This is a genomic window from Ureibacillus sp. FSL W7-1570 (assembly GCF_038593265.1).
GTDB classification, from domain to species: Bacteria; Bacillota; Bacilli; order Bacillales_A; family Planococcaceae; genus Ureibacillus; species Ureibacillus suwonensis.
This window is the reverse complement of sequence record NZ_CP151979.1, coordinates 2,216,095-2,242,535: the sequence shown is the minus strand read 5'-3', so window position 1 is coordinate 2,242,535 and position 26,441 is coordinate 2,216,095. Positions and strand designations below refer to the sequence as shown.

The following is a 26,441-nucleotide window of genomic DNA, read 5'->3' as shown; positions in this document are numbered from 1 at the left end:
TGCCTTGATTGGCAGAGCCAGCCATATTATAAAGCTGGTTCCTTGGCTCGAGAGTCATGCCCGTAGAGGCTCCATGTCAAGCCACTTGGAACATAAGAAATTTTTAAGGAGAGCAAGAATTCTTAAACTAGGCCAACCCTTATAAATATTGTTCAATTTAATGTTGACATTCCACTCCTTCCTTGTGATAAGGATGATGATATTTTGATGTTACCATAACAAGAGAAAAGTTTTTTAAGAGAATATTAATATAAAAATTGAGGCTGTTCAGAAAGTGATTGACTTTCTGGACAGTCCCTTCCTTTTTACAAAAAATTGGTGCTGGTTTTTCTCACCAACACCACATATTGAAGAGTCATAATAAAAAGCCATCTATTAATGAGAGATGATTTTTTATCTATTTATTTAATAGGGACCATTTCACTTTCTGGGCAGCTGCCTCTGCAATTATATATGAAAATAGGTTAGATGGCATTTAAAAAATAGTTCAAATAATAAATAATACTTATTTTTTTCTTAAATATAATCCTTCAGTTGTAGTAATCATCTCAATAAGCTTTCTAGATTTTTCATCTTGATAATATAGAGAAACTATTAATTCATTTACCCAAGCAATCACCTTTAATTCTGGTAAATAGATTATAGTTTGTTCATACCCTCTAAGGCTCAGTTTTAAGAGACATGCTAATTCTATGGGGGTATTAACTTGAATGAATAGATAATCCTTAATTTTTATAAGGTAATTTCTTTCTTCCTCAGAGAGGTAATCTGGTAATCTTTTTGAGAAGTAAAAAGAGCTTTGTACCCATAACGGACTATAGCAGGACAATATTGTTAAAGTATTGATATATTTTCTTTCAACTTCAAAATATTCATTTACTGTTTGCTCTTTTCGAGTAAAAAAAACATCTAGTGGAGAAAACCATTCCATAGTTTTATTAATTATCATTGGAAAACGATCTATCAATACAAAATTTTCTGGATATAAATTGAAAAGCTCTTCTTCATTAATAAATCCATCACTATCAAATGGAATTGAAAGATTAAATGAAGCAATTATTTCTTTATATGTCATATTATTATAGTTCTCTTTCAATTTATAATAAACACCACTTTTCTATCTTAATATCTATTCAATATTTTTCCTTTTTCATCTAATGAAGCAACAGTATTTCCTTTATTATCTTTTAGTTTCCATTTTCTACCTCCATGTCCTGCTGTATCTTTATCTATTTGCCATCCCGTTTTTGGATCTTTATAGGCAGTTTTCCCATTTACTTTATCGGTAAATTTACCCAAATCTACATAACCATCATTATTTAATAGTTTTTTTGGAATTGCTTTGTATGCTATATTAATATTTTCAACTAAAGTTGGTTCTTTCAACCATAATTGATAAACTCCAGCTGCTACAGTTAATCCTGCTGCTGCCCAAACATAATCAGAGATAGCAATTGCTGGTACTACAAGTAATGGTAAAGCAGCAGGCTGTACTGAGTTATCCGTTTCAACTAAGAACTCTTTTTCGTTTACTATGAAAGATTCCTTTTCTAAGTTATTATTTTCCTGAGCATTAACCATTGGAATGTTTGATACTTATTTATATTATAAAATCAACCAGTTAATACAAGGAATAGTATATAATTACCAATTTTGTAAAATATAGATTATGTAATAAAGTGTAAATCATTTTCTAAATAAGGAAAATATTAGTAATAACAACATTTTTATAGTTTTATAGTAATTGAAAGAGTTTCTATTCTTTCAAGTGTGACGGTTAAAATAAGTGATCCAACATTTAAAGTTTACTTATGTGTAGAAATTATTATAAATTTTAAACTTGCCCCCAACAACATTTTGTAGATGGCATTTAGAATGGCATTTGATGTATTTTGATTTGTGCAAAAATACTTCTAATTATTTATTGATCTGTAGTTATTTTGTGTAAAAGTGGTTCGACTCCCGCCGTTTCCATACATTCATGAAAGTTAATTCGTATGCAAAAATAGCTACACTTTTTAGGTGTTTTTTATCCTTAGTTAAAAAACTCACCCATTCCTATAAACATGCTTACTGATATTTTTTGCCTAAAAATTGCACCAATAAGCACCAGAATAGAACGTTAGTTTGAGTTGTTTTTGAGTTATTCTACATAGAGGAGAATAACTCAAAATGTTGAGGGTATTGGGTCTAATGAATTTTGCGTTATCATTCTACAATGAGACGCTAAAATAACCATGTATACGGATATATCAATATATGGGTATATAAATAAACAAGTCTACAAATATATCATATATAGATATGTAAATATACAGGTATAGGATATATAAATGTATGAATATACAGGTGAATTTATGTAACCGTCAAGTTGTTTTTGGCAAGTAGAAAATGTATGAAATGGCAATTAAAAATGCATACATACACTTGCCAAATTCCATGGTTAACGTTGAGAGATTGAGTCTTTGTATCGGTGACTTTCACCATTGAAGATGATTAAATGAGAATGATGAATCAGCCGATCAATGACGGCCTCTGTTAAAATGGGATCGCCAAAGACATTATTCCATTGGCTAAACGGTAAATTGGTTGTCACAATGATGCTTTTGGTTTCATAACACATGGAAATAACTTGAAATAATAACTCTGCCCCCTGTTTATGCAATGGAATATAGCCCAATTCATCAAGAATCAAGAGATCCAACTTTTCGATTTGATTGAGAAATTTACCAAGGTCACCTTTTTCATTGGCCTCCAATAAAGCATTGACAATGGAGGCGGCCGTATAGAACTTCACTCTTTTTCCTTGTTTTTTCATCAAATTGAGGGCGATGAGAGTGGAAAGGAATGTTTTACCGGTTCCCACTCCGCCATAGAAGATAAGGTTTTCCTGATTTTTCGTAAACTCACCTTCTAAAATATAATCTTTTGTGATGCCTGGGGCTAGTTGAATCTCCCGCCAATCATAAGGTTTATTTGGAATTTTCGGCAATGTCGCCTGTTTTAGTAGTAAATTTATCCTTCTCTCATCTCGATGCTGCACTTCTCGTTCAAACAGCTTCAGTAAAAATTCCTCATTTGTTTCCGCATGGATGGTATGGTAATTGGCTGGAATCCAGCTTAATTTTAGTCTTTTGGCATATTCCTTAATCATTTGTTCCATGATGCCACATCTCCTTGGGATTCGAATAGGCGGTCATAATGCCTTACTCCTCGGATGGCTTCCGGCATATCTGGAACGTGTTTTTTCGGTTGAATTGGCTCTCGTATACCTCTTCCATTGATTAATTGATAAAATACCTGTTTAATCGATTCTACTTTCGGATGACCATACTGGGAGGCAATCCTCAAAGCCTGTGTCGAAACTTCGAAATCATGTTCTTTTAGTAAAACAGCTAGTAGTTGTAATGCTTCCTTCTTTTCTTGAACGGTACAATTGGAAAAATAATTTTTCCATTCTTCCGGCATCTTTTCATAGAAATCCGTATATTTTAATGCATTTGGCCTTTTGGCCATTAACGTAAGATATGGTTGCCATTTCATTGATTTTTGTTTTGTGCCATATAAACGCTCGTGCTTGATAATCAGCTCATGCTCTTCTGTTAAAATGGCAATCTCATGATAAGAGATCTTTGCCAAAACCTTTTGTTTGGCAAAACGGGGAGACGTGGAATATAAATTGTTTTCTAAATGGATGAAACCGTACTTATCAGCCGTGACCTGCTCATATCGGACACATTCAAATTCTTTGGCTGGTAATTGAAGAAATAACGCTTGTTCTTCTTCAAATAATTCAGCGATGAGTCGCTCCTTCTCATAATGCGGACGATTCCAGTCCTTCTCACATTTCTCCCATAAAGATTCATTAAAACTTTCTAGTTGATAGATTGTTTGTTCAGGTAAAAAGAAATTGTTTCGAATATATTTCACCTTTGATTCGACATTCCCTTTTTCATTTCCGCTGGCTGGGTTGCAGAACTCGCATTCAAAGCCATAATGTAAAACGAATCGTTGAAATGTCTCTGTCAATTCTCTTTCTCCGTTTGGCAAGATCGTTTTTACTGCAGGGGAGAGATTATCAAAACGAATGACCCTTGGAACCCTTCCCATATAGTGAAAGATTCGTTTTAATCCTTCCAAGAAACATTCTTGATTTTGAGCTGGCATGACTTGCACATAGGCCGCATTACTGTAAGGGAATGAAACGACCAGGTAAGGAAAATCGACGTATTTCCCCTGATAGAGAAAAGGAGCTTCTCCAAAATCAACTTGAGCCGTTGCAGGTTTCGATTCTAAAGGTAACGCAGCTGGTTCACTTTGTTCGAGCAGTTCTTGTTTTCTTTTTGATACATAGAGCCGAACAGAACGATCTGAACCTGTAAATCCATATTCTTCTTTTAAGATTTCATACATTCGTTTCGCAGTTCTTCGATATTTTTTCTTCTTTGTCAAGTCCTCTTTAATCCATTGATCCAATATCGGTTTCACTGGATCCATCACTTTCGCTTTTCTCGTTTGTTTAACTTTTGAGGGATTGAAGTCTTCCATTTCCGCATACTTCTTCACTGTTCTTGGATCACGATTCATTCTTTTGGCAATATCGGAATAGGAACATCCTTTTTGGTTTGCTTCATATCTGATATAATGAATTTCAGCCACTGCTAACATCTCCTTGAATACCTCCCGTTGAACTGTTTTGTCCAACTAGGAGGGTAGTGTATTTGGGGAATGTTGGCAAGTGGTTTTTTGTTTTATAGGACCTGCATAAATTAATTGCCAAACGTTACATTTTTAGTTTGCCATAAACACGTCAAGTAGAATTAAACAATTTTCCACAAATAATTTTAAACAGTTTTCTACAATTAAGATTCAACAGTTTGCTAAATTAAAATAATACCTTTCTGTATTTCATACGAATGCTATCCGTTTCGTTATCGAAAGTGATAATTTCACTCCTATGTAATAAACGGTCAAGTATAGCTGTTGTTAAAGTAGGATCACCAAGAAATTTTCCCCATTCATTTGGCCCTTTATTAGAGGTTAGAATGAATGCTGCTTTATCATATAAATCATAGATAAACTGGAAAAATAGATTGGCTTCCTGAGTCTCGTAAGTCATGTACATGACATCATCAATAATAATTAAATCCGAAGCTATAATACGTTTGTAGCGTATTTTAGATTTATTGATATATTCTTTTGTTTTTAAAATATACATAAGCTGATTCATGGAGACAAAGGATACTTTGTATCCTCTCTCCACAGCGTGTATTCCTAATGCAACGGATAAATGTGTTTTTCCTGCTCCTGTTGGTCCCATCAAAATTAAAGTAAAAAATTCTTCAATCCAATTCAGTTCTTTTAATACATTTAGTTGTTTTTCACCAAGAGCTGTTTGTTCCTTCAAATCATAGGTATCAAACGTCAATATTTCTGGGAACTCTGCCCATTTCATTAATCTCTCATTATTTTTCTGCTCTCTACATCGCATCTCATAGCTTAAGATTTCATAAACCAGTTCATGATATGTCCAATTCTTTGCTTCAGCTTCACGGAGTAAATTCGGTAATTCTTTAGCCGTCTCAGCGAGGCGCAAGGTACGACATTTATCTTGTAAAATTTCATAGGGATGATGATTCATTCATTTTCACCTCCAGATAAGACTTTTAAATAAATGTCTTCGGATCGTTCTGGTGCTGATAAATCTTTATACTTCTCATTCAATTCAACGATTTTAGGTGAACTTTTTTGATATTGTACAGATAATGCATGTGCAATATCCCGAAAATCATTTGCACTGGTCATTCCAAGTTTCTTCATTTCAGATAAAGCTTCCTCACAATGATTTGGGTAAATTCTGATGGCTTGTTGTAGTACTTTGAGTTGATCCACTAAATGACGTGGATATCGTTCTTTCAATTTGTGTATTAACCATTGAATATTCTCTTTATCTATGAATGTTTCTTGAATTTGATGAATTAAAAGATCTCGTTTACTTGTGCTATGTTCCCGATGGGAGGGATCTGTAATAATCAATCCTTTTCCTTCGGATATTCGGTGCTTTGCTAACTCCATCCCAGTTTCTTTCAGTCGAATAATTAACCAACCATCCTCTTCTTGTAAATAAGCAAGATTTGGGGCATCTGCTCTATATGTTCCTTTAGGAACGCTATATCGATTTCCTTCATAACGAATAACATTGTCCTTATGGATATTTCTTGTTATACTTGGAGTTGAAACATTTGCGAAAATGTAAGTACCAGAGACTTTCTTTAAGTGTTGCTTTTCCAGGGCGTGCACTTCAGAAGGTCTCTTTTTCGTATTATGATGAACTTTATAGTTTCCTGTTCTTTTCAACCAAGCGTGGCACGATTGATTCCAATCTGAAAGATGATCGAATACTCGATTTTTGCTAAAATTATTTTTTACAAATTTCACAACCTGTTCAATTTTACCTTTTGATTCCGGATCACTCTTTCTACATAAATAAACATTAAATTTACGGGTATGATGATATTTAGTAAATTCAGCTGTAAGAATTAAATCACCTGCATTTTCACTAACTGCTAATAACGCATCTTGGTCATAGACCATTTCTTCTGGCATTCCTCCAAAGTATTCAAATGCATTTTCATGCATTCGAATCATATCGGAAGTACGAAAAGGTCGATCGAGCCATTCTACATATTTATATCTTGAATGTGATAAAACAAATGCGATAAAATACAACTTTTTATTCTCACCTTGTCTGTTTTTGACGGTAGTTTGTCCAAAATCCACTTGAGCCTGTTTTCCCATTGGTAATTCTGGAACTACACTATATGTCCTCTGAACCTTTACCTTTGGAATCCGATAGTAATCCCTCATTTCGTTTAAATAATTTCGTACAGTGTTCTCAGCGACTTCCCTGAAACCTAACTTTTCTTCCAACCAATCATAAACTTGTGCAGCAGTTAAATCAGGATGTTCCTTCAACCACCCTAGAATTTGATCATGATAAGGGTCTAGTTTCTTTTCTCTTGTACGTAATGTACTTAAAAATTCTTCAAACTCATCAGTACTCATATTCAAATAATCTATCACTCTATTTCTTGAAATATTTAGTTTTCTTGCAATAGCACTCTTGGAGAATCCCTCTTTGTATAAACGATGAATCTCGATGTAAAGCATAAATCTGTTCACTCCTAATTCCTCACTTTCAATAGACTAGTAACAGTATATTTGAAAGTGATTGATGGTGGGGAAACTGTTTAATCTTATTTGGGGAATTCTGTTGAGTTCTATTTGTGGAAAACTGTTGATTCTAGTTTAGCGTTTACAATTTAATATACGTATATATATTTGTGGATATATTAAAATGTCTTTATGTGAATAAAAAGAATGAATGTAGGGGACTATAAATTGAATGTAAATTGACTGTAATTTTTATATTAAAATATAAAAATTATGATTTATTCTACAAAACTGAGCATTTTGCACATTTTTCAACCCAAGAGTCATAAGGTTTTCTAAAGCATAAAAAAGGACTTCACCCCTTATTTGTAGAATTTTGAAGTGACCAAACCACAAAAATCCATAAGGAGGAAGTCACTTTGTATATTCTACAAGAAAGTCTATTTTCCTTTGAAGAATTGCAAATTTTAGAGTCAAAAGAGAAATTACCGATCTTTTTTAGTGCTCTAGATTTGCGTCCTTATGCTAAACAATTGAAAAGTTCTTCACCCCAAGGGGCTGAAGGACATTCCAAAGAAGGGATATTAAGGGCTCTTATCGCTGCCCCATTAGAAGGTATTGATACTTTTACTTCTCTTCACAATCGATTAAAAAATGACCTGCGTTTTCGTTACCAATGTGGTTTAGATATTAGCAGGCCTGCACCATCCATCTCTACTCTTAGCCGAGTATTTTCTTCACTAACCAAAACTGGACTTGTGAAAAGAATCTTTCAAGATCTCGTCCAGTTAGCTCAAGAGGAAGGAGTAATTGATGGAAAACATCAGGCTATCGACAGTGCCGCCATTGATGCTTATGAAAAGAAGCAGCCTAAGAAGCGAAGTGAACAAACAGGCAACGCCAATTGGGGGGCAAAGTTTGATTCCTTCGGTAATAAAATTACTTGGTTTGGCTATAAGATGCATCTTTCCGTTGACACCAAAAGTGAATTACCAATGGCGATTGAAGTAACCCCTGCTCATATCAACGATGGGGATGTCGCACCACAATTAATTGAACAAGTAAAGAGTTGTACAAACTCTAAAATTGATTTCCTGATAATGGATGGTGGGTACGACCAGCTAAAAAACTACGAATCCGCCAAGAACATCGGGGCTCAAGCTATTATTCCACTCAATTTGCGTAATGAAAAGGAGCCTCCCGAAGGAATTGCCTCCAATGGAACCCCACGCTGTTCGATGGGGTACGAAATGACTTATTGGGGCGCCAATAAGGATCAGCTCAAATTCAGATGTCCACACGCAACCGGAAAAGTGGATTGCCCATTAGGAATGGCAGCCTGTTCATCCTCCAACTATGGAATGGTAGTAAAAATTAACGTGAATAAGGATCTTCGCCGGTACTCTAATCCACACCGCGATTCCAAACGTTGGAAAGAACTTTACAATGAGCGAACCAGTGTAGAACGGTGCAATTCAAGAATGAAAAGTTATCTTACAGCGAACTCCCTGCATGTGTGGGGAATCGATAAAGTAAAAACTCATATTTACTTGAACGCCATCGTATTACTGGTTTCAGCTCTCGCAATGGCAAAAGAGAGTAAAAAGCAACAAACCGCTTAAAAAATTTTTAAAGCGAAAAATTCTGCAAGTACGCCCAAAAAAGGACAAACAGAATATTTGTAAACCAAAGATACAAAATACCCCAATTTATTTGGGTTTCTTTTAAAACTCTTTTTAATAAAAATCTAATTTTGCAAAACTCTCAACTATAAAAAATTGATATATCAAGGTCCTGTGTAAGTTTATATAAAGTAGTAAAATTTGCGAATAAAAGAACGTAAAAAATACGGTCTCAAAGGCGCTCGTCGCGCACCACAATTCTCAAAACGTTAATATCGTTATTATATCAACGTTTACAGCCTCTTCCCGTGAGAAACGGGAAGGGTTTTTCATTTAAAAAATAGAGCTGAATACCCCTTGAATACCCTTTGGTTAAAAAGGCTCTATAATATTTGGTGTTGGTGAGTATAAACCAGCACCAATTTTTTTGAACAAAAAAAAATGAGACAGTGACAAAACTCTGGTAAAATGTAATCGCCAAAACACATTTTCCAAAGGAGTTGTGTCACATGTCTCACCATCATTCTATACGAAACCTACTCAATATAAAAGACAAAAATATCACATTTGATGAAAATTTTTGTGCAGAAGAACTCATTAAAGGGGTCCAATCAAAAGTCTTTTATGGCCAATTAACTTATCAACCAAAAGCTTGTTATGCTTGTGGCCATGTCTTTGATGATCAAATCATTAAACACGGTTTTAAAACGTCTCTTATTAAAATGCCTAGCATTTCAGGTTTTCATACCTACTTAAAATTGCGGAAACAGCTGTATTTCTGTAAACATTGTCATTCCACGTTTACTTGAAAAACGAGCGTCGTGGCTAAAAACTGTTGCATTTCCAACAATACCAAAGTATCGATTGCTTTAAACGCCAAAGATAAAATATCCGAAAAAGATATTGCGATGAAACATCATGTTTCTCATGCCACTGTCAGTCGTGTCATTGACAGCTTTTATAGCTATTATCAACCAAATGTTCACTACCTTCCAAAGCATTTGTGTTTTGATGAGTTTAAATCAGTGAAATCCGCAGCTGGAGCGATGTCCTTTATTTTCTGCGACTCTGAAACGGGGGAGATTGTGGATATCGTGGAGGACCGGAGATTACATGTCCTCAAAGAGTATTTCTTACGGTATTCCAAGAAGGCGAGAGATGCGGTAAAAACGATTGTCATCGATATGTACAGCCCTTATATTTCCTTAATCCACGAAGTTTTCCCTAAAGCGGAAATCGTACTCGACAAATTCCATATCCTCCAACTATTTAGCAGAGCTTTAAACAAAACGCGCATCAACGTCATGAATCGGGATAAAAAGAATTACAATAAATTAAAAAAATACTGGAAGCTCCTTCTGAAAGATCAAACAAAACTTGATTATAAGAACTATAAATATCATCGTTGCTTTAAAAAGCATATGTGTGAGGTGGAGATTCTCCACTATCTCATTGATTTAGATTCTGAATTAAAAGCGTCCTATGAGTTATATCAATACGTGCAACATTGCATAAAAATCAAAGACTTTGAGCTCCTAAAGAAAACATTAGAGAATAAACAAAATATCGTTTCCAGCTATATGAAAACCGCCATCAAGACAATCAACAAATACATCAATTACGTGGAGAATACGTTGAAATATGATTATAACAACGGCATTTTAGAGGGGATTAATAACAAAATCAAAGTGATTAAACGCATTTCTTTCGGTTATCGATCCTTCTATCACTTTAGAAACCGAATATTCATTACCCAAAACTTAGCGAAAATAAAAACAGCTTAGGGGAACCTCGAATTTCCCCTAAGCCATCCGATTACATATTACCAAATAATGTCACTAGAATTTATTCACCAACACCATTTGACAAAGAACCGTTAAAAATCGAGAAAATCATTAATGGTATCTGCTGCACTTTCTTTCATAACATCCGAAACGTGCGTATAGATATTCATCGTGGTTTGTATATCTTGGCTCATTTGCATCGGTGTTATTTAAAGAATTTGGTTTGCCACCAATAATAGTCGATATATCATGTTCTGTGCTAATAAAGTTGTTTGCTTTGAGTAAAGTTCTATACTAAAACCGATTGCGACTCCTCCGCAATACGAATGGGACCATATAGTTGAGTAAGTTGCCAGAGTGAGGTGGTTAAAATACAGAATGTAGTTAACAAAAGCGTATTTAAAAGATCGATTAATTTTTTGATATTTGCCGTAGCAATAACAATCGTTGCAACGGTAATAACCTACATAATCAATCCAAGTTTGGAGGAACTAACCAAAGAAGTAGGAAATAATCTACCTGATCAAGTGAAAGAATCAAAAGGGATAAAAAAGGTCTGGTCATTTATCGTTAATAATGGATTTATAGTGCCTTTACAAATGTTTTTCTTGGCTTTAATTCCAATACAATTTCTATATCTATTGAATATAATTTCAACTGTTGCTCTTACTGGAATTCTTTTCGGTATTGCTTTACAGGCAAATTTTAAAAAGGGTCTTGGCATAATCATTTCTGCTATTCCTCATTATATCTTTGAGGTTTTTGCTTTTTGTTTATTTGCAGCAGTTCTGTTCAAGTTAAATCAAGTCGTTCGAGATAAAGTAAGAAGTGTATTTAAGAAAGACAAAGCAGGAACGTCTCTAATTAAAAATGTATTGGGGACAGTAAAGATTTACGCTGTTTTAATTTTACCAATCATTATTATGGCTGCATTTCTGGAAACCTACATAGCTGATATTATATTTAGCTTATTTGAGTAGTAGTTTTCAGCAATCGGGCGCGATCGTATTATAAGGTCAATCAGAATTTATTCTCTGATTGACCATTTTTAATTTTTGATACTCAACTTTATATTTCTTTTTTGTATTTCTTCTGACATTGTTCCTGATTACTTGTTTTCGATTTCTGCATAAAGCGATTGAGAAGTAATAGAGTCTTTATACATATGGTCCCGCCAGCATTTAAATTTTGAATACCCTTTGAATACCCCTTGGCGCAATTCAATGAAATCTTGTGAAATTGAAACTTACTAAATATATTGATACATATGGAGTTTTCCATTAAATGATGTGCCGTGAAAACCCAAAAATTAAAGAACGTAAAAAATACGGTCTTAAAGGTGCTCGTCGTGCTCCACAATTTACAAAACGTTAATTTTATCGATACGTTTATGGCCCCTTCTTTTATCAAGAAGAGGGCCATTTTTATGCTTTCGATTACTTGCTCACCAGAATCTGTGAAATTAAATAAAATCCCCTGCCGCGCATACATTAAGCGGCAGGGGATTATTTTTTTGGAATGGATCAATCAATGCAAATTCTATAGGTAGGAAAAATTTTCATTTGTTATGTGGCCGATTGGTCTGCACTGAAAACGGGACAAGAGAATTCATTCCCATTACATCCATTCCATTCGTAACAAATCATGCTCTCGTTGATTGAAAGTCTTTTTTCCTGTTTCGTTAAAATGCAAAGCATTTATAGGGTAGTCATTTTATCTTACTGATTAATAATTTTTCGTCAAAAATATTCTATTTCCCAAAAAATGATAAAAAAATTGGCGAAGACGGAAAAAATGCCTGATAAAAGGAACGATTTGTATTCATGAAAAAAAGGCTTCCTTTATATATTGTAAGTGTAAGAAATCAGGTGGTTTCGGCGACGGATCAATAAAGAACTCAGGAAATGTTATGGAAAATGTGTTTGACAAAACTGTGAAAATTATGATATTAATTAGTTACATTTAATTATCAGAAGATTCGGATAATTATTTATTCTAATATAATGTTTACTTCCCTTTCAATACGCAAATCTTATATTATTTCAGGGTAATTTATGTTTTCACTATAATATTATTTTCATAGATTCACAATTCCGGCAAAAGGAGGTGTAAAATTGAGCAGCCAAAACAATGTGGTTAGCATTAATAGTGAAGCAGTCTTAATGAACAAGTTGACAGAGCCGGGAACAATTTCCCAATTGATCACCTTGCTTGATAATTTGGAGAAATTCAACGTACTGTTTGCAGCCATTGAGCAGTTTATTTCACGCAGTCCAGAAATGGCGGATTCCGTCAACAGAATGGTTGTGGCTTTGCGGGAAGAATTGCCAAGGAACAACTTCATCAGCAATATGCAAAAAAGCATCGAAACATTAACGCGTTTCCAAAATTTAATCAACTCCGAAGAATTCAAGAAAATTGAAGAAACATTCTTGAATGAAAGAACACTCAAGTTTTTAAGCAATTTATGCGACTCTGCGTCAGAAGCAGCTTCGCAAAAGGATTACAAAGGTTCAGGCAGCTCCGGCATTTTTGGATTGATGAAAGAACTGACAAACCCGGAAATTCAGCCTGCCATTCAATTTGTTTTGAATTTCGCAAAAGTACTTTCAAAGGAGCTTAAAAATGCATGAACTGTCTATTGCATTCAGCCTGGTCCAATTGGCGGCAGAAACTGCGGAACAAAATAATTTGAACAAGGTGGATGCACTTAGATTAAGGTTGGGAGTATTTTCTGGTGTTGTAAAGGAAGCATTGGAATTTTCCTTTGACATTGCAACAGAAGGAACAATGCTCGAAGGAGCACGTTTGATAATCGAAGAAATTCCGTTAAAAATTTTTTGCCCGCAATGTGAAAAAGAGTATGTGTTGCAAAATCCGGTTCCAATCAAATGCCCGGAATGCAACTCAGGCACTGATCAGATTTTAGAAGGGAAAGAAATTGAATTATATGAACTAATAGGTGGGGGTTAATATTGAGCCAAGCAATTGAACAGCCACGTATCGTCAAAATAAGAGAGAATGTTTTGAAGAAAAATGACATCCTGGCCAGAGATTTAAGAAAGCGTTTTCATGACCACGAAGTATACGTGGTGAACATTGTTTCCAGCCCCGGCTCCGGAAAAACAACATTGCTTACGGAAGTGCTGAGGCGCCTCAGCCAAAAATATAGCGTAGCGGCACTGGTAGGCGATTTGGCAACAGAAAACGATGCACACCGGCTGGAACAGAGCGGAGCAATGGTGAAACAAATCACAACTGGGACGGTTTGTCATCTTGAAGCCCAAATGATAGAAGATTCGCTCCGACATTGGAATTTAAATGAGCTGGATTTTTTATTCATCGAAAATGTCGGTAATTTAGTTTGCCCTTCCAGCTATGATCTGGGCGAAAATATGCGGGTTGTCTTATTTTCAACAACGGAAGGGGAAGATAAACCGGAAAAATATCCGACCATCGTCAACAGCGCAGATGTAGCCATCATTACAAAAATGGATTTGGCGGAAGCGGTGGATTTTGACAAAGAGATGTTTTACCAAGCAATCTATCATTCAAGACCTAATATGAAAGTTTTTGAAGTATCAGCAAAAAAAGATATGGGGATTGATGAATGGATTGATTTCTTAATAGAAGAAAAAATGAAAGCGTTTTAATGGGTTTGTTAGTAATAAAATTATACGCGATTTTGGAGGTGTGAGAGGTAAATGGTAAATGTGTTTTGGATTCATGGTGGAGCCTGCAATGGAAATACTCAATCGTTTCTGAATGCAGATGAACCTACCGTGATTGATTTAGTGACGGATTTTGGAATTAATATTCTTTACCACCATTCGGTCTCCATGGAATTCGGCTATCAAGTGAAAGGGATTTTGGACGACATCCTTGAAGACCGTACCGAATTGGACATCTTGGTTGTCGAAGGAACAGTCATTCAAGGCCCGAATGGAACGGGGCGCTTCGATACATTGTTTGAACGTCCTAAAAAAGATTGGATTTATGATTTGGCCCATAAAGCAAAATTTGTTGTGGCTATCGGGGATTGTGCATGTTGGGGTGGAATTCCTGCAACAAGTCCGAATCCATCCGAATCAACAGGATTGCAATTCTTCAAGGATAAACCTGGCGGATTTTTATCAACGGAATTCCGCTCACAAGCCGGTTTACCGGTGATCAACATTCCAGGGTGCCCTGCCCATCCGGACTGGGTGACGCAAATCCTTGTAGCCATTGCGACAGGCAGAACTTCAGATATTACATTGGATGAATATCACCGCCCTGAAACGTTCTTTAAAACATTCACTCAAACAGGTTGTACACGCGTTCAATATTATGAATATAAAGAACCGGTGGAAGAGTTTGGACAAGGAACGAGAAAAGGCTGCCTATTCTATGAGCAAGGCTGCCGCGGACCGATGACCCGTTCATCCTGCAACCGTATTTTATGGAACCGTCAATCTTCCAAAACAAGAGCAGGTATGCCATGTATCGGATGTACAGAACCACAATTCCCATTCTTTGACTTGGCACCAGGAACAGTATTCAAAACGCAAAAAATCTTGGGAACTATTCCGAAAGAAGTGCCAACAGGCATGGATTCATTAAGCTACTCAGCACATGCTGCCGTAGCTCGTACAGTGGCTCCTAAATGGGCAAAAGAAGATCTGTTTGTACCATGATAATTGGAAATTTTTGAAAGAATTAAGGAGGGGAGAATTTGGCACAGCAAACGATTAAAGTCCCTTCTTTAGGACGTGTAGAAGGGGATTTAGATGTCAAAGTTACGATTGAAAATGGTGTAGTAGTTGATGCCTGGACGGAAGCGACGATGTTCCGGGGATTTGAAAAAATATTGGTTGGCAAAGATCCGCAAGCGGGTCTCATCATGACCCCAAGGATCTGCGGTATTTGTGGTGGCAGCCACTTAACAAAGTCCGCCTATGCACTCGATACCGCGTTTCACACTGAAGTGCCGCCAAATGCCACTTTGGTGAGAAATATCGCGCAAGCGGTGGAAACGATTCAAAGTATCCCTCGTTGGTTCTATGCGCTATTTGCCATAGGGCTGACACATAAAAACTATCAATCATCGCCTTTATATGAAGAAGTGAATAGAAGATGGGCGCCATTTGTCGGTGTGAACTATGAAAAAGGCGTAACGCTTTCCGCCAAACCGGTGGAAATCTATGCGATTTTTGGCGGACAATGGCCGCACTCAAGTTTCATGATTCCAGGCGGCGTCATGTGTGCGCCAACCCTCTCGGACGTTACCCGTTCGATATCCATTATGGAACATTTCCGGAAAAACTGGCTGGAGGATATTTTACTCGGCTGTTCAATGGAAAGATGGCTCGAGAACAAAACATGGTCCGATGTGCTTGAATGGTTGGAAGAAAAAGAAGAGCACTATGAATCGGATTTGGGATTATTTATCCGATACAGTATGGATATTGGATTGGACAAATATGGGGCTGGTCCTGGCAAGTACTTGGCTGCAGGAAGTTTCCCAAATCCTGAGAAATATACTCACCCTACAATCGACTCGAGAAACGGTGCGTTGATCGCCCGTTCAGGCGTATATGACGGCGAGAACTACCATGATTTTGACCAAGCCCGTATCCGGGAAGACCATACGCATTCCTTCTATGAAGGAACAGGTTCATATCATCCGTTTGAAGGATTTACAAATCCGCTTGATCCTGAAGAAGGGGTAAAACAAGGAAAATATACATTCGCAAAAGCTCCGCGCTATTTATTGGATAGCGGCGAAACACCGCTGGAGGTCGGACCGCTTGCCCGCCAAATGATTGCAGGACGAGAAGGTGCGGAAGATTGGCAAGATTATGATCCGTTGATTTCCAACATTGTAAAAGAAATTGGACCGAGCGCTATGGTTCGCGTGTTGGCACGATTCCATGAAGCGCCAAAATATATCCGTTATGTGCAAAATTGGTTAAAACAAATTGACTTGAATGAAAAATTCTATGTGAATCCTGGCGAATTGATTGAAGGACGCGGTTTCGGAGCTACGGAAGCAGCCCGGGGATTCTTGGCGGATTGGATCCAAGTGAAAGACGGAAAAATTGAAAAGTACCAAATCATTACACCAACTGCATGGAATATTGGACCACGTGACCGTTTTGGCCAAAGAGGTCCGATTGAAACAGCACTGATCGGTACGCCAATCAAAAATCCGGAAGATCCGGTGGAATTGGCACATATTGCGCAAAGTTACGACTCCTGTCTCGTATGTACAGTTCATGCATATGACGGCAAAACAAACAAGCAATTGGCCAAATATCGGGTGACAAACTTCTGATTACACAGAAATGGACAATTTCAAAGAAACTTAAAATCTATTAGAAGAAAAATAATTAGAGGGCAATTTTATCATAAAGCCCTCTAATTTATTCATAAAAGTTTTATAGATGGAGGACAACATGATCACAATTATTGGCTGTGGGAATTTGATCCGGAAAGATGATGGTGCCGGCCCTATTTTGATACGAAAGTTATGGGATTTAGGCGTTCCTTCAAATGTGCGTTTGGCGGATGGCGGAACGGCAGGAATGGATGTCGTATTTCAAATCGGAAAAGCTGAAGAATTGATCATTATTGATGCTTGCACGACGGGAGCGGAACCGGGGACGGTCTTTGAAATCCCGGGGGAAGAAGTGGAAGCCATTCCGTTAGAAAACATCAATATGCATGATTTCCGTTGGGATCACGCCATTGCCATGGGGCGATGGTTATTGAAAAATGAGTTTCCAAAAAAAGTAACGGTCTATTTGGTTGAAGCCCAAGATTTATCATACGGTACGGGGCTTACACCGGAAGTGGAAGAAAGCGTGATGAAGTTGGCGAAAAAAATAATCAAAAAAGTATCAGGTGAAGAAATTGAAGTGTCAAATAACTGAAACAGGCTATTTGCAAATTCCCGCGGAAATCGCTCAACACTATTTCCCTACTGGCGCGATCATTGCCATTCTGCAAGGACAAGATTTGCTCATCATGCCGGTGAATTATGTAGGAGCCGGAGGATTGATTTTAAAATACCGCAATGCCAGAGGGGATCGTTCTGTTTTCATATCTGAATTTTTGCCGGATGATGTGGACTTTGGACCAAGAGATGTCCAATGGGATGAAGAGGCATTGGCACTTCGGATTCCACTATATTTAAACCAATGAGAAGTTTTGTAGCCGTTTCAGAGGGTAATTGATTTTAGGGGGGAGATGAACATGTTGAAACGTCAGCCAATTGGAGTATTTCCAGGTACAGCCGGATTCTTTTTATTGCCGCCGATCAAAAATGCGGACACCATCATGCCTTCTTTATTGCAAGGTTTTATTCCTGAACCTTGTCCAAAAGAATGGCAATTTTTTTTAGCCGCCATTCAGGGGGAACCTGTGGAGCGGGTTGATGAGTTGTTGCCTGACACCAAAGAAGGCCACTTTAATCGATTCATTTTATATCCTGAAAAATCCCATTACGAAAAAGCGAAATCCATGTTGGGCGGAGACTTGAGACTGCTTTTGGATGCGGTAGCCTGGCGTTTGAATATGAAGCAGGAACCTCCCCGATATGACGAAGATACGGCTGACGAGATCCGGGCATTCATTATGGCTACACATGCTTATGAAGCGTTTCAGAATAACAGCTGGACGAAAGGGATTCAATTGCTGGAAGAAGCCGCTCAAATTGTCAATGAAATTTCGCCCATCTTTTCGGCGCGGCTCTTAAGTGAAGTCGCCGCAACGAAACAATCATTGGGAATGGTCGACAATCAATTGGTTGAATTATATAAAACCGCTTTATCGCTGATCGAACGTTCACCCTTTGACGTTATGCGGGCAGAGCTGACCTTCCAGATGGGGACAGCCTACCAGGAAATAGCGGACAGAGGCAATAAAACCTATTATTTAGAGGCCATCAAATGTTACAACACGGCTTTGAAAACATATCGGAAAGAAACGTATCCTGAAAACTATGCCATGATCCATATGAATTTGGCGTTGTCTTATATAGCCATGCCGCCCAATGCCCATAACTACCACTTGAAAAATGCGATGGCCATTCAATCGCTCAGGGAAGCATTGCGTTATTTGGATAAAGAAAACCATACCGACTTATGGTGCAGTGCAACGATCAATTTGGCCAATGCCCTGCAATATGCAAAGTCTTCCCATATTGAAGACAACTTGTGGGAAGCTGTCGCCCTTTATGAAGATGTACTGAAGGTGCGTAAAAAGGAAACAGATCCTCATGGCTATGCGCGGCTCGTTGCGAATCAAGGTACAGCCCTCTCTCATCTAGGCGCATTCTCCAGTGCGGTGCCAAAATTGACTGAAGCGAAACAAATCTTTGAAGAACTGGGCGATCGTGAATCGGCAAAAGTGGTAGAGGACTTGTTACAGGAAATCAAGTTGAAACAAGAAGAACTTTCCAAAAAGTAGTGGAGGGAAACCGGTGAACGATTACGAAAAGCAATATTTCAATACGCTGTTGCAAATTGCCACAGAGCGGTTTGTAGAGCGGGCCGTCCAACGTTCGGAAGGGGTGGAAAATGCGTTACACCTTTTGCGCACGGATCCTTATGGCAATGGGGTATGGCTGGATAAATTCGTTGATGCTTTTTTTGAAGAATTTTTGCTCGATAATCCTGCAGGTTCATGTTTTATTCTACAAGCGCTCTCAAAACGGCGTTATGATCCGGAACAAGTTCTGCAACAAGAAGTAACGGTGGAAGCGATTGTAGAAAAAATGGCAAAGGGAGTATTTGAAGAGCTGTTAAAACAAAAAGCTGAAGAAGTGCTTGAACAGCATGCAGCTTTTGGGGGGTGAAGCCGATTGGGCACACAATCAAAAAGTGTGGAACAATTGACAGAGCGGATTGATCAAGTGTTAAGAGAGATACGGGAAATGGATTTTACTGACTACCAATTGAAAAAAATCATGGAGTTAAAGAAAGCCATTGAAGCGTTTCATGAAGATGCCCTTAGAAAGCTTGTAAAAATTGTCCGCTCAACGGATGAAGGAAAACAGTTGATGTTGGAGGCCATAGAGGATCCTTCTGTCTATGCGATGCTTTTATTGCATGGAATCATAAAGCAAAACCTGTATACAAAAGTCGCTGCGGTCATGGAAGAGATTCGGCCTTATTTAAATTCCCATGGCGGGGATATTGAATTGGAAAAAATCGATGGCAATGTGGTCTATGTGCGGATGCAAGGGGCTTGTTCAGGCTGCTCCTTATCGGCGGTGACATTGAAAAACGGCGTTGAAGAAGCCATCAAAGCACGGGTTCCGGAAGTCGAAAGAGTCGAGATGGTCAACGATTTATCTCCAGGGTATATGCCTTACAAACGGAACGTCGATGAAGAGGATTTAATGAATTCGGGGTGGAGAGAAGGCCCGAATGTCGACGAATTGGAAGAAAACAAGCCATACTACCTCACCATCGATGAAGTGGACGTGCTGTTAATCATCATAGACAACAAGATCATGGCCTATCGGAACCGCTGTCCACATCGGGGAATACCATTTACACAGGAGACGGTGGAACAGGAAGATCATATGGTTTTAATCGGACATGACAATACACTTCGCTTTGATTTGACAAATGGGGAATGCGTTACTGTCCCGCATATCCAATTGGAGCCGTTTCCTGTGCGAATTGAAAATAAGCAAGTGTGGATCAGGACCGGGAATTAACGAAATGTTGGGGGGATAAAAATGTGCTTGGCGATTCCAGGAAAAATTGTCGAGTTGCTGGATGATCAAAATCAATATGCGATGATTGATGTTTCCGGTGTGAAACGCAAAGTGAACATCAGTTTGATCAAACATGAAAATGTGAATGAAAACGATTGGGTGTTGATTCACGTCGGATTCGCAATGAATAAAATCAGCGAAGAGCAGGCGAAAGAGCAATTACAACTATTGCAGGAAATAGGAGAAGACAAGGAAGCGATGGAGGAAGTGAGAGGGTATCAGTTTGAATAAGTGGTACTAAATTTTTCTGATATTTTTTGGGGGGATTTAAATGAAGATGCGTTATATTGATGAATTTCGTAATCCTGATTTGATTAAGAAAACTTTGGAAGAAATTGAGCGTATCGTTGAGCCGGATGACCATTTTCGAATAATGGAGGCATGCGGAGGGCATACGTATTCGATTTTCCATTTCGGCCTTCAAGAACTGTTGCCAAAAAATATTGAATTTATTCACGGGCCAGGATGTCCCGTATGTGTTCTTCCCCCAGGGCGTGTCGATGAAGGATTGGAGATTGCATCCAAAAATTCCGAAGTGATTTTTACAGCGTTTGGGGATGTGATGCGCGTTCCAGGAAAAAAAGGTTCCCCATTAAACCATAAAGCGATGGGGACGGATGTACGGATGATTTATTCACCCTTGGATGCATTAAACATTGCGATCAAAAATCCGGATAAAAAAGTGATATTATTTGCCATCGGTTTTGAAACGACGGCCCCTTCCACAGCCATCACGGTTCTAAAAGCGAAAGAATTGGATATCGACAACTTTTTCGTCTATTCCAATCATGTAAAAATCATACCGGTTTTAAAATCCATTTTGGACCAGCCGAATATGAGAATTGACGGATTCATCGGGCCGGGGCATGCATCGGTTATCATCGGTGCCCATCCTTATGAAATCATTGCCAAGGAATATAAAAAGCCGGTCGTGATTTCAGGTTTTGAACCATTGGACATTTTGCAGTCCATTTTGATGCTGATCAAACAGCTGAAAAGCGGAGAATCCAAAGTGGAAATCCAGTATAAACGGGTTGTAATGGAAGAGGGAAATGTTTCCGCATTAGAAATCATCAATCAAGTGTTTGAAGATCGCCCTGCATTTGAATGGCGCGGATTAGGGGCAATCCAAAATTCCGCATTGAAGCTGAAACCGGAATTCGCCAAATGGGATGCGGAAGTTCATTTCAATGTCGAAAAAATCCACATTGAAGAAAACAAAGATGCCCAATGCGGGGAAATATTGAAGGGAATGCTGAAGCCGAATCAATGCAAATTGTTCGGAAAAGTGTGCACTCCTGACAATCCTGTCGGCGCTCTCATGGTTTCTTCTGAAGGGGCGTGTGCAACTTATTATAACCACCTGTATTCTACAATGAGTTCTTAAAAACAATATTTGAAAAATGTCGAGAAGGAGTAGTTGCCATGCTGAAAGAGAAGGTCGCTTTTAGAGAACCAACCATTCAACTTGCCCATGGAGCCGGCGGGAAGGCAAGCCGGAGATTAATTGAGGGGCTTCTGGTGCCGTATTTAAATGTAAAAGAATTGAACGATGCGGCCTATGTACAAGCGGATCAAACAAAAATCGCCTTTACAGCGGACAGCTTTGTCGTAAATCCTTTGAGATTCCCTGGGGGATCCATCGGGGAATTGGCAATCAACGGAACGGTCAATGACATTGCCATGGGCGGTGCGAAACCGCTGGCCATAGTTACAACTTTGATCATAGAAGCAGGCCTTGAAACGGAAATATTGGAATCGGAAATAAAAGCCATGCATGAAGCGGCGGAAAAAGCGAATGTGGCCATTGTCGGCGGCGATACAAAAGTGGTCGAACATCAAAAGGCGGACAAGCTGTTTATTACGACAGCAGGCATCGGGCTTGTGGACCCAAGAGTCAATTTATCAGCAAGCAGAGTCAAAAAGGGAGATAAAATCATCCTTTCCGGACCCATTGGTGACCATGGCATCACCATCCTTTTCGCCCGGGGAGATCTCGATCTGGAAGCGGATATCAAATCCGACACACGCTCAGTTTGGCCGTTTGTTTCCAAACTGATTAATGCGGCAGCACCGGGGCTAAAATGGATGCGCGATCCAACCCGTGGTGGAATGGCAACCGCATTAAACGAATTGGCAAGGGATGCCCAAGTGGCGATCATGCTTGAAGAAGAAGCCATCAAAGTGCATCCGGAAGTACGCGGCGCTTGTGAAATATTGGGGCTTGATCCGATGCATATCGCGAATGAAGGGCAATTTATCGCGGTTGTTTCAGAGGAATATGCGCAAGATGCATTAAAAGCCATACAGCAAGTCCCTGGAGGAGAACAGGCGGCCATTATTGGGGAAGTGTTTGAAAGCGATCGCCATATTGTCCTTTCCCGCTCTTCTTATGGTGGAACGAGGGCGATTGATATGTTGGTCGGTGATCCCCTTCCACGGATTTGTTGATCATCTGTAAATTATATGGAAAGAGAGTGATTGAATGACAACGCCTTATCGTACGATGACGACCTATACTTTTTTACCTGATACGGCCATCTGCGATGATTGTTTAAAAGAATTGTTTGACCCGGAAAGTAAACGTTATTTATATCCATATATCGGCTGCCCTAATTGCGGACCAAGATATGCGTTAATGAAAAATGTCCCATTTGAACGCCAAAATACAACCATGGCGGATTGGGAAATGTGCCCATCCTGCAAAGAGGAATATGAAAATCCGCAGAACCGCCGATATCATGCGGAATTAAACTGCTGTCCGCAATGCGGTCCAAACTATTATCTGTTTGAAAATGGACAACGTGTTGAAGGTGAAGAGATGTTCCGGCGGGTAGCCGAACTGTTGAATGCCGGGGAAACCCTTCTTGTGAAAAACAATGGCGGCTACCATTTAGTATGTGATGCCTTTAATGGCAAAGCGGTTCAAGTCATGAGAAATAAATTGGGCCGCCCACGAAAAGCCTTTGCCATCATGGTAAAAGATTTGGAGGCAGCAAAAGAAATTGTTCATTTATCTGAAAAGGAAGAAGAGATTTTACTATCGAAAAGACGTCCAATTTTGCTTGCCAAATCAAAGAATGAAGAATTGAGCTCCATCGTTGCGCCGAACAATACAGACATCGGCCTCATGGTGCCTTATACAGGATTGCAGCATCTTTTGTTCCACTTTGGCGCGCCGCGTTACATCGTGATGACGAGCGCCAACTATCCCGGAGAACCGACGATTCATAAAGATGACCAATTAACGGGATTGATGGAAGATTTCCAATGTGCGGCTTTGATCGGTGAACGTGAAATCGAGCGGAGCGTTGACGACACGGTATTGAAAGTGACGAAACTCGGAGCGGTGCCTTTCAGAAGATCCAGGGGCTATAACAACTTGCTGGATATCGCGTTGCCTTCTTCCCGCCCGATTTTAACGGTCGGCGCAGATTTAAAGAGCACCATTACACTGGTAAAAGACCAGAAAGTCGTTATGAGCCACCATCTTGGCGACATGACGAAATATGGCACACAGTTGAAGTTTGAACGGACAGTGAAGGATTATTTGGCCATCCATGGGGTGGACTTGAGCGAAACCATTATCGGTTATGATTTGCATCCGGAATACTTTACAACGAAATTCGCCCAAACATTGGAAGGCTGTCAACATGTCGCTGTGCAACATCATAAAGCCCATCTTGCCTCCATATTGGCGGTGAAAAATAAACTGTCGGAACGGGTTGTCGGCATTGTTTTTGACGGTGCCGGATACGGTGAGGACGGCGAAATTTGGGGCGGCGAAATTTTTGTAGGAAGTGTACAGGAAGGATTTACGCGGCGCGGCCATTTAAGAAAAGCGTCTTTGATTGGCGGAGATGCGGCAGCAACGTTTCCGCTTCAAGCTTTGGCAGGTTTTATAGGTGACTTTGACAAAGAGCTGCTGGATCGTTTGCAGCTTCCGGATTCATTCCATAAGGCATTGAAAATCAAGGAAAAAAATATTCGCACATTCCCGACAACATCCGTGGGAAGATTGTATGATGCGGTGGCCGCGTTATTAGGTTTCCACCTGGACAACTCCTTTGAAGGGGAAGCGGCTATAGGTTTGGAATACTTGGCGAGCCAATCACAAGTGGAAGAAGTGTACACATTCCCATGGACAGGGGAAGAGTTGGATTATCGCCCATTATTTGAAGAAATGATTCAATCAAAGCTGAAAGGCCAATCGCCATCAGTGATTGCAAGGGGATTCCATCGCAGTTTGGCCCAGGCGGTTGTGGATGTGATTCAGTCCCTTTGTGAAGAGTATGATACGAATTACGCCGTATTGTCCGGCGGGGTGTTCCATAATAGTCTGCTGGTTTCCGACATTTTCGATTTATTGGAAGGTTCAAAGATTGAAATTTTATATGATGATGAAGTTCCATTGGGCGACAATTGCATCAGCTTAGGGCAAGCAGCCATTCTTTCAGCAACAATCATTGAATAAAGGTGAGCGCTATGAAGGTTAATAATCGATTCCTACTTATGTCAGTGCTGATTTTTGCATGTTTCCTGCTGGTTGCATGCACATCCCAAGCTTCTGACTCAGAAACTGGCAAGAAAAAAGATAGTTTAGTATTGGCAATCGGCTCAGAACCGACCGATGGATTCGATCCGACGACAGGTTGGGGCAGGTACGGTTCCCCATTGTTTCAAAGCACCTTGCTTACACTGGACCGAAATTTCAATGTGCAGCCGGATTTGGCCGTGGACTATAGCGTGAGTGAAGATGGATTGGAGTGGACTGTAAAAATTCGCGATGATGTGAAGTTTTCCGACGGTGAGCCGCTGACAATCGAGGATGTGATATTTACCTTTGAAACGGCCAAAAACAGCCAATCAGTGGTGGACTTACAAAACTTAAAAAAGATTGAAAAACTTGATGCCCAAACAGTGAAATTTGTTTTAGAAAGACCCCAATCGACCTTTTTATACACATTAACAATGCTAGGAATTGTGCCGAAACATGCCTATTCTGAAAACTATCGGGAAAATCCAATTGGCTCTGGACCATATAAGTTAGTGCAATGGGATAAAGGGCAGCAGCTAATTGTCGAGGAGAATCCTTATTATTACGGAAAAAAATCTCCTTTTAAAAAATTAACATTCCTCTTTTTATCCCAGGATGCCGCATTTTTAGCGGCAAAAGCGGGACAGGTGGATATTGTATCCGTTCCGCCAAACTTAGCGAAAGAATCCATTTCTGGAATGAAGTTAATCGCCCTGGATAGTGTAGATAACCGGGGGATTATGCTGCCTTTCGTAAAACCGGGATACGATGCTGAAAAAGGAATTGAAATTGGGCATGAGGTTACATCGGATCTGGCCATTCGAAAAGCGCTGAATATCGGCATTGACAGGGACAAGCTAGTGGAAGATGTTCTTGAAGGATTTGGCACTCCTGCTTTTTCGGTAGCGGATAAACTGCCATGGTGGAATGAAGAGACCGTTTTTGAAGATGGGGATACAGAAGCGGCAGAACAAATTTTAATGGATGCCGGATGGCGGAAAAACGCGGATGGAATTTTTGAAAAAGACGGAGAGAAGGCAAGTTTTACATTGGTATATCCCGCCAGTGACCAAACGCGCCAATCGTTGGCCATTGCATTTAAACAAATGGCCAAAGAAATCGGCATTGAGGTCAACACGGAAGGCAAAAGCTGGAGCGAAATCGAGGAAGTTATGCATTCAACGCCAGTCGTTATGGGATGGGGAAGCCATGACCCGATTGAAATTTACCACCTGTACCATAGCAAATACCGTGGCCAAGGCTATTCCAATGCTAACTATTATTCGAACAAAAAAGTCGACCAATATATGGACCAGGCTATTCATGCTATAACGCCGGAGGAAGCTAATGAATATTGGAAAAAAGCCCAATGGGATGGAGAAACGGGCTTTTCTGCTTTGGGCGATGCTCCATGGGTTTGGTTGGTGAATCTTCAGCACTTATATGTTGTGAATGAACATTTGAATATAGGCGAACAGAAGATACAACCCCATGGACACGGATGGCCGATAACGGAATTTATTGCAGATTGGACATGGGAAGAGTGAGTATGGAAA

Annotated in this window: 26 protein-coding genes and 1 pseudogene; 21 read left to right on the top strand and 6 right to left on the bottom strand. The window is 39.2% G+C overall.

Going from position 1 to position 26,441, the window contains the following annotated elements:
- Positions 1-505 precede the first annotated feature (505 nt).
- The 6 genes from NST13_RS11225 to istA (NST13_RS11200) all read right to left on the bottom strand — a co-directional run bounded on the left by NST13_RS11225 (position 506) and on the right by istA (NST13_RS11200) (position 7,170).
- A complete protein-coding gene (locus tag NST13_RS11225) occupies positions 506-1,075 on the bottom strand; it encodes a hypothetical protein (protein ID WP_016839623.1) in 570 nt (189 codons plus the stop codon).
- A 47-nt stretch (positions 1,076-1,122) separates the two neighbouring features.
- Entirely contained in the window at positions 1,123-1,581 is a 459-nt protein-coding gene (locus NST13_RS11220; protein ID WP_168412707.1) for a hypothetical protein, read from the bottom strand.
- 862 nt (positions 1,582-2,443) lie between these two features.
- Complete coding sequence (gene istB / locus NST13_RS11215) at positions 2,444-3,163, bottom strand: IS21-like element helper ATPase IstB (protein WP_013399917.1); 720 nt, start codon at positions 3,161-3,163, stop codon at positions 2,444-2,446.
- Positions 3,151-4,668 carry an IS21 family transposase gene (gene istA, locus NST13_RS11210; RefSeq protein ID WP_013401401.1) on the bottom strand — a complete coding sequence of 506 codons (1,518 nt, stop codon included), beginning with the start codon at positions 4,666-4,668 and terminating at the stop codon, positions 3,151-3,153. Before istA (NST13_RS11210) ends, istB (NST13_RS11215) begins: the two co-directional genes overlap by 13 nt.
- A gap of 217 nt (positions 4,669-4,885) precedes the next feature.
- Entirely contained in the window at positions 4,886-5,641 is a 756-nt protein-coding gene (gene istB / locus NST13_RS11205) for an IS21-like element helper ATPase IstB (RefSeq protein WP_016839664.1), read from the bottom strand.
- Positions 5,638-7,170 carry an IS21 family transposase gene (istA, locus tag NST13_RS11200; protein ID WP_016839663.1) on the bottom strand — a complete coding sequence of 511 codons (1,533 nt, stop codon included), beginning with the start codon at positions 7,168-7,170 and terminating at the stop codon, positions 5,638-5,640. The genes istB (NST13_RS11205) and istA (NST13_RS11200) overlap by 4 nt, the downstream gene beginning before the upstream one ends.
- Before the next feature lie 422 nt (positions 7,171-7,592).
- Here istA (NST13_RS11200) and NST13_RS11195 point away from each other — a divergent pair, with 422 nt between their 5' ends.
- The 21 genes and pseudogenes from NST13_RS11195 (at position 7,593) to NST13_RS11095 (ending at position 26,432) form a co-directional block, all read left to right on the top strand.
- Positions 7,593-8,795, top strand: a complete 1,203-nt coding sequence (locus tag NST13_RS11195) for a transposase (RefSeq protein ID WP_027725900.1) — start codon at positions 7,593-7,595, stop codon at positions 8,793-8,795.
- Between the two features lie 198 nt (positions 8,796-8,993).
- Positions 8,994-9,068 (top strand): annotated as a pseudogene (gene rpsI, locus NST13_RS11190) (30S ribosomal protein S9); the annotation flags it as partial.
- Between the two features lie 236 nt (positions 9,069-9,304).
- The gene (locus tag NST13_RS11185) at positions 9,305-9,604 is read left to right on the top strand and encodes a transposase family protein (RefSeq protein ID WP_342580629.1); all 300 of its coding nucleotides are present in this window, start codon (positions 9,305-9,307) and stop codon (positions 9,602-9,604) included.
- Between the two features lie 12 nt (positions 9,605-9,616).
- On the top strand, positions 9,617-10,579 hold the full coding sequence (locus NST13_RS11180; protein WP_342580628.1) for an ISL3 family transposase: 963 nt from the start codon (positions 9,617-9,619) through the stop codon (positions 10,577-10,579).
- Between the two features lie 419 nt (positions 10,580-10,998).
- Entirely contained in the window at positions 10,999-11,559 is a 561-nt protein-coding gene (locus tag NST13_RS11175) for a stage II sporulation protein M (RefSeq protein ID WP_231553249.1), read from the top strand.
- A 304-nt stretch (positions 11,560-11,863) separates the two neighbouring features.
- Complete coding sequence (gene rpsI, locus NST13_RS11170) at positions 11,864-11,953, top strand: 30S ribosomal protein S9 (RefSeq protein WP_072012621.1); 90 nt, start codon at positions 11,864-11,866, stop codon at positions 11,951-11,953.
- Between the two features lie 740 nt (positions 11,954-12,693).
- Positions 12,694-13,212: a DUF1641 domain-containing protein gene (locus NST13_RS11165; RefSeq protein WP_340434971.1), complete on the top strand. Its 519-nt coding sequence runs from the start codon at positions 12,694-12,696 to the stop codon at positions 13,210-13,212.
- On the top strand, positions 13,205-13,552 hold the full coding sequence (gene hypA, locus NST13_RS11160) for a hydrogenase maturation nickel metallochaperone HypA (protein ID WP_342470908.1): 348 nt from the start codon (positions 13,205-13,207) through the stop codon (positions 13,550-13,552). Before NST13_RS11165 ends, hypA begins: the two co-directional genes overlap by 8 nt.
- 2 nt (positions 13,553-13,554) lie before the next feature.
- Complete coding sequence (gene hypB / locus NST13_RS11155) at positions 13,555-14,232, top strand: hydrogenase nickel incorporation protein HypB (RefSeq protein WP_340434967.1); 678 nt, start codon at positions 13,555-13,557, stop codon at positions 14,230-14,232.
- A gap of 51 nt (positions 14,233-14,283) precedes the next feature.
- A complete protein-coding gene (locus tag NST13_RS11150; protein ID WP_340434965.1) occupies positions 14,284-15,255 on the top strand; it encodes a hydrogenase in 972 nt (323 codons plus the stop codon).
- 38 nt (positions 15,256-15,293) lie between these two features.
- Positions 15,294-16,895: a nickel-dependent hydrogenase large subunit gene (locus NST13_RS11145; protein WP_340434963.1), complete on the top strand. Its 1,602-nt coding sequence runs from the start codon at positions 15,294-15,296 to the stop codon at positions 16,893-16,895.
- 121 nt (positions 16,896-17,016) lie between these two features.
- Positions 17,017-17,493 carry a hydrogenase maturation protease gene (locus NST13_RS11140; protein ID WP_340434960.1) on the top strand — a complete coding sequence of 159 codons (477 nt, stop codon included), beginning with the start codon at positions 17,017-17,019 and terminating at the stop codon, positions 17,491-17,493.
- Entirely contained in the window at positions 17,474-17,764 is a 291-nt protein-coding gene (locus NST13_RS11135; RefSeq protein WP_340434958.1) for a hydrogenase maturation protease, read from the top strand. The genes NST13_RS11140 and NST13_RS11135 overlap by 20 nt, the downstream gene beginning before the upstream one ends.
- A gap of 51 nt (positions 17,765-17,815) precedes the next feature.
- On the top strand, positions 17,816-19,030 hold the full coding sequence (locus NST13_RS11130; RefSeq protein WP_342580627.1) for a tetratricopeptide repeat protein: 1,215 nt from the start codon (positions 17,816-17,818) through the stop codon (positions 19,028-19,030).
- Between the two features lie 13 nt (positions 19,031-19,043).
- Positions 19,044-19,418: a hypothetical protein gene (locus NST13_RS11125; RefSeq protein ID WP_342470910.1), complete on the top strand. Its 375-nt coding sequence runs from the start codon at positions 19,044-19,046 to the stop codon at positions 19,416-19,418.
- A 6-nt stretch (positions 19,419-19,424) separates the two neighbouring features.
- Positions 19,425-20,288, top strand: coding sequence for a NifU family protein (locus tag NST13_RS11120; RefSeq protein ID WP_342580626.1), 864 nt, complete (start codon positions 19,425-19,427; stop codon positions 20,286-20,288).
- Between the two features lie 21 nt (positions 20,289-20,309).
- Positions 20,310-20,579 carry a HypC/HybG/HupF family hydrogenase formation chaperone gene (locus NST13_RS11115; RefSeq protein WP_340434951.1) on the top strand — a complete coding sequence of 90 codons (270 nt, stop codon included), beginning with the start codon at positions 20,310-20,312 and terminating at the stop codon, positions 20,577-20,579.
- 40 nt (positions 20,580-20,619) lie between these two features.
- Entirely contained in the window at positions 20,620-21,735 is a 1,116-nt protein-coding gene (gene hypD, locus NST13_RS11110) for a hydrogenase formation protein HypD (RefSeq protein ID WP_342580625.1), read from the top strand.
- A 38-nt stretch (positions 21,736-21,773) separates the two neighbouring features.
- Positions 21,774-22,799, top strand: coding sequence for a hydrogenase expression/formation protein HypE (hypE, locus tag NST13_RS11105; protein WP_342580624.1), 1,026 nt, complete (start codon positions 21,774-21,776; stop codon positions 22,797-22,799).
- A gap of 34 nt (positions 22,800-22,833) precedes the next feature.
- Complete coding sequence (gene hypF, locus NST13_RS11100) at positions 22,834-24,822, top strand: carbamoyltransferase HypF (protein ID WP_342580623.1); 1,989 nt, start codon at positions 22,834-22,836, stop codon at positions 24,820-24,822.
- Positions 24,823-24,860: 38 nt separating this feature from the next.
- Entirely contained in the window at positions 24,861-26,432 is a 1,572-nt protein-coding gene (locus NST13_RS11095; RefSeq protein ID WP_342580622.1) for an ABC transporter substrate-binding protein, read from the top strand.
- Positions 26,433-26,441: the final 9 nt, after the last annotated feature.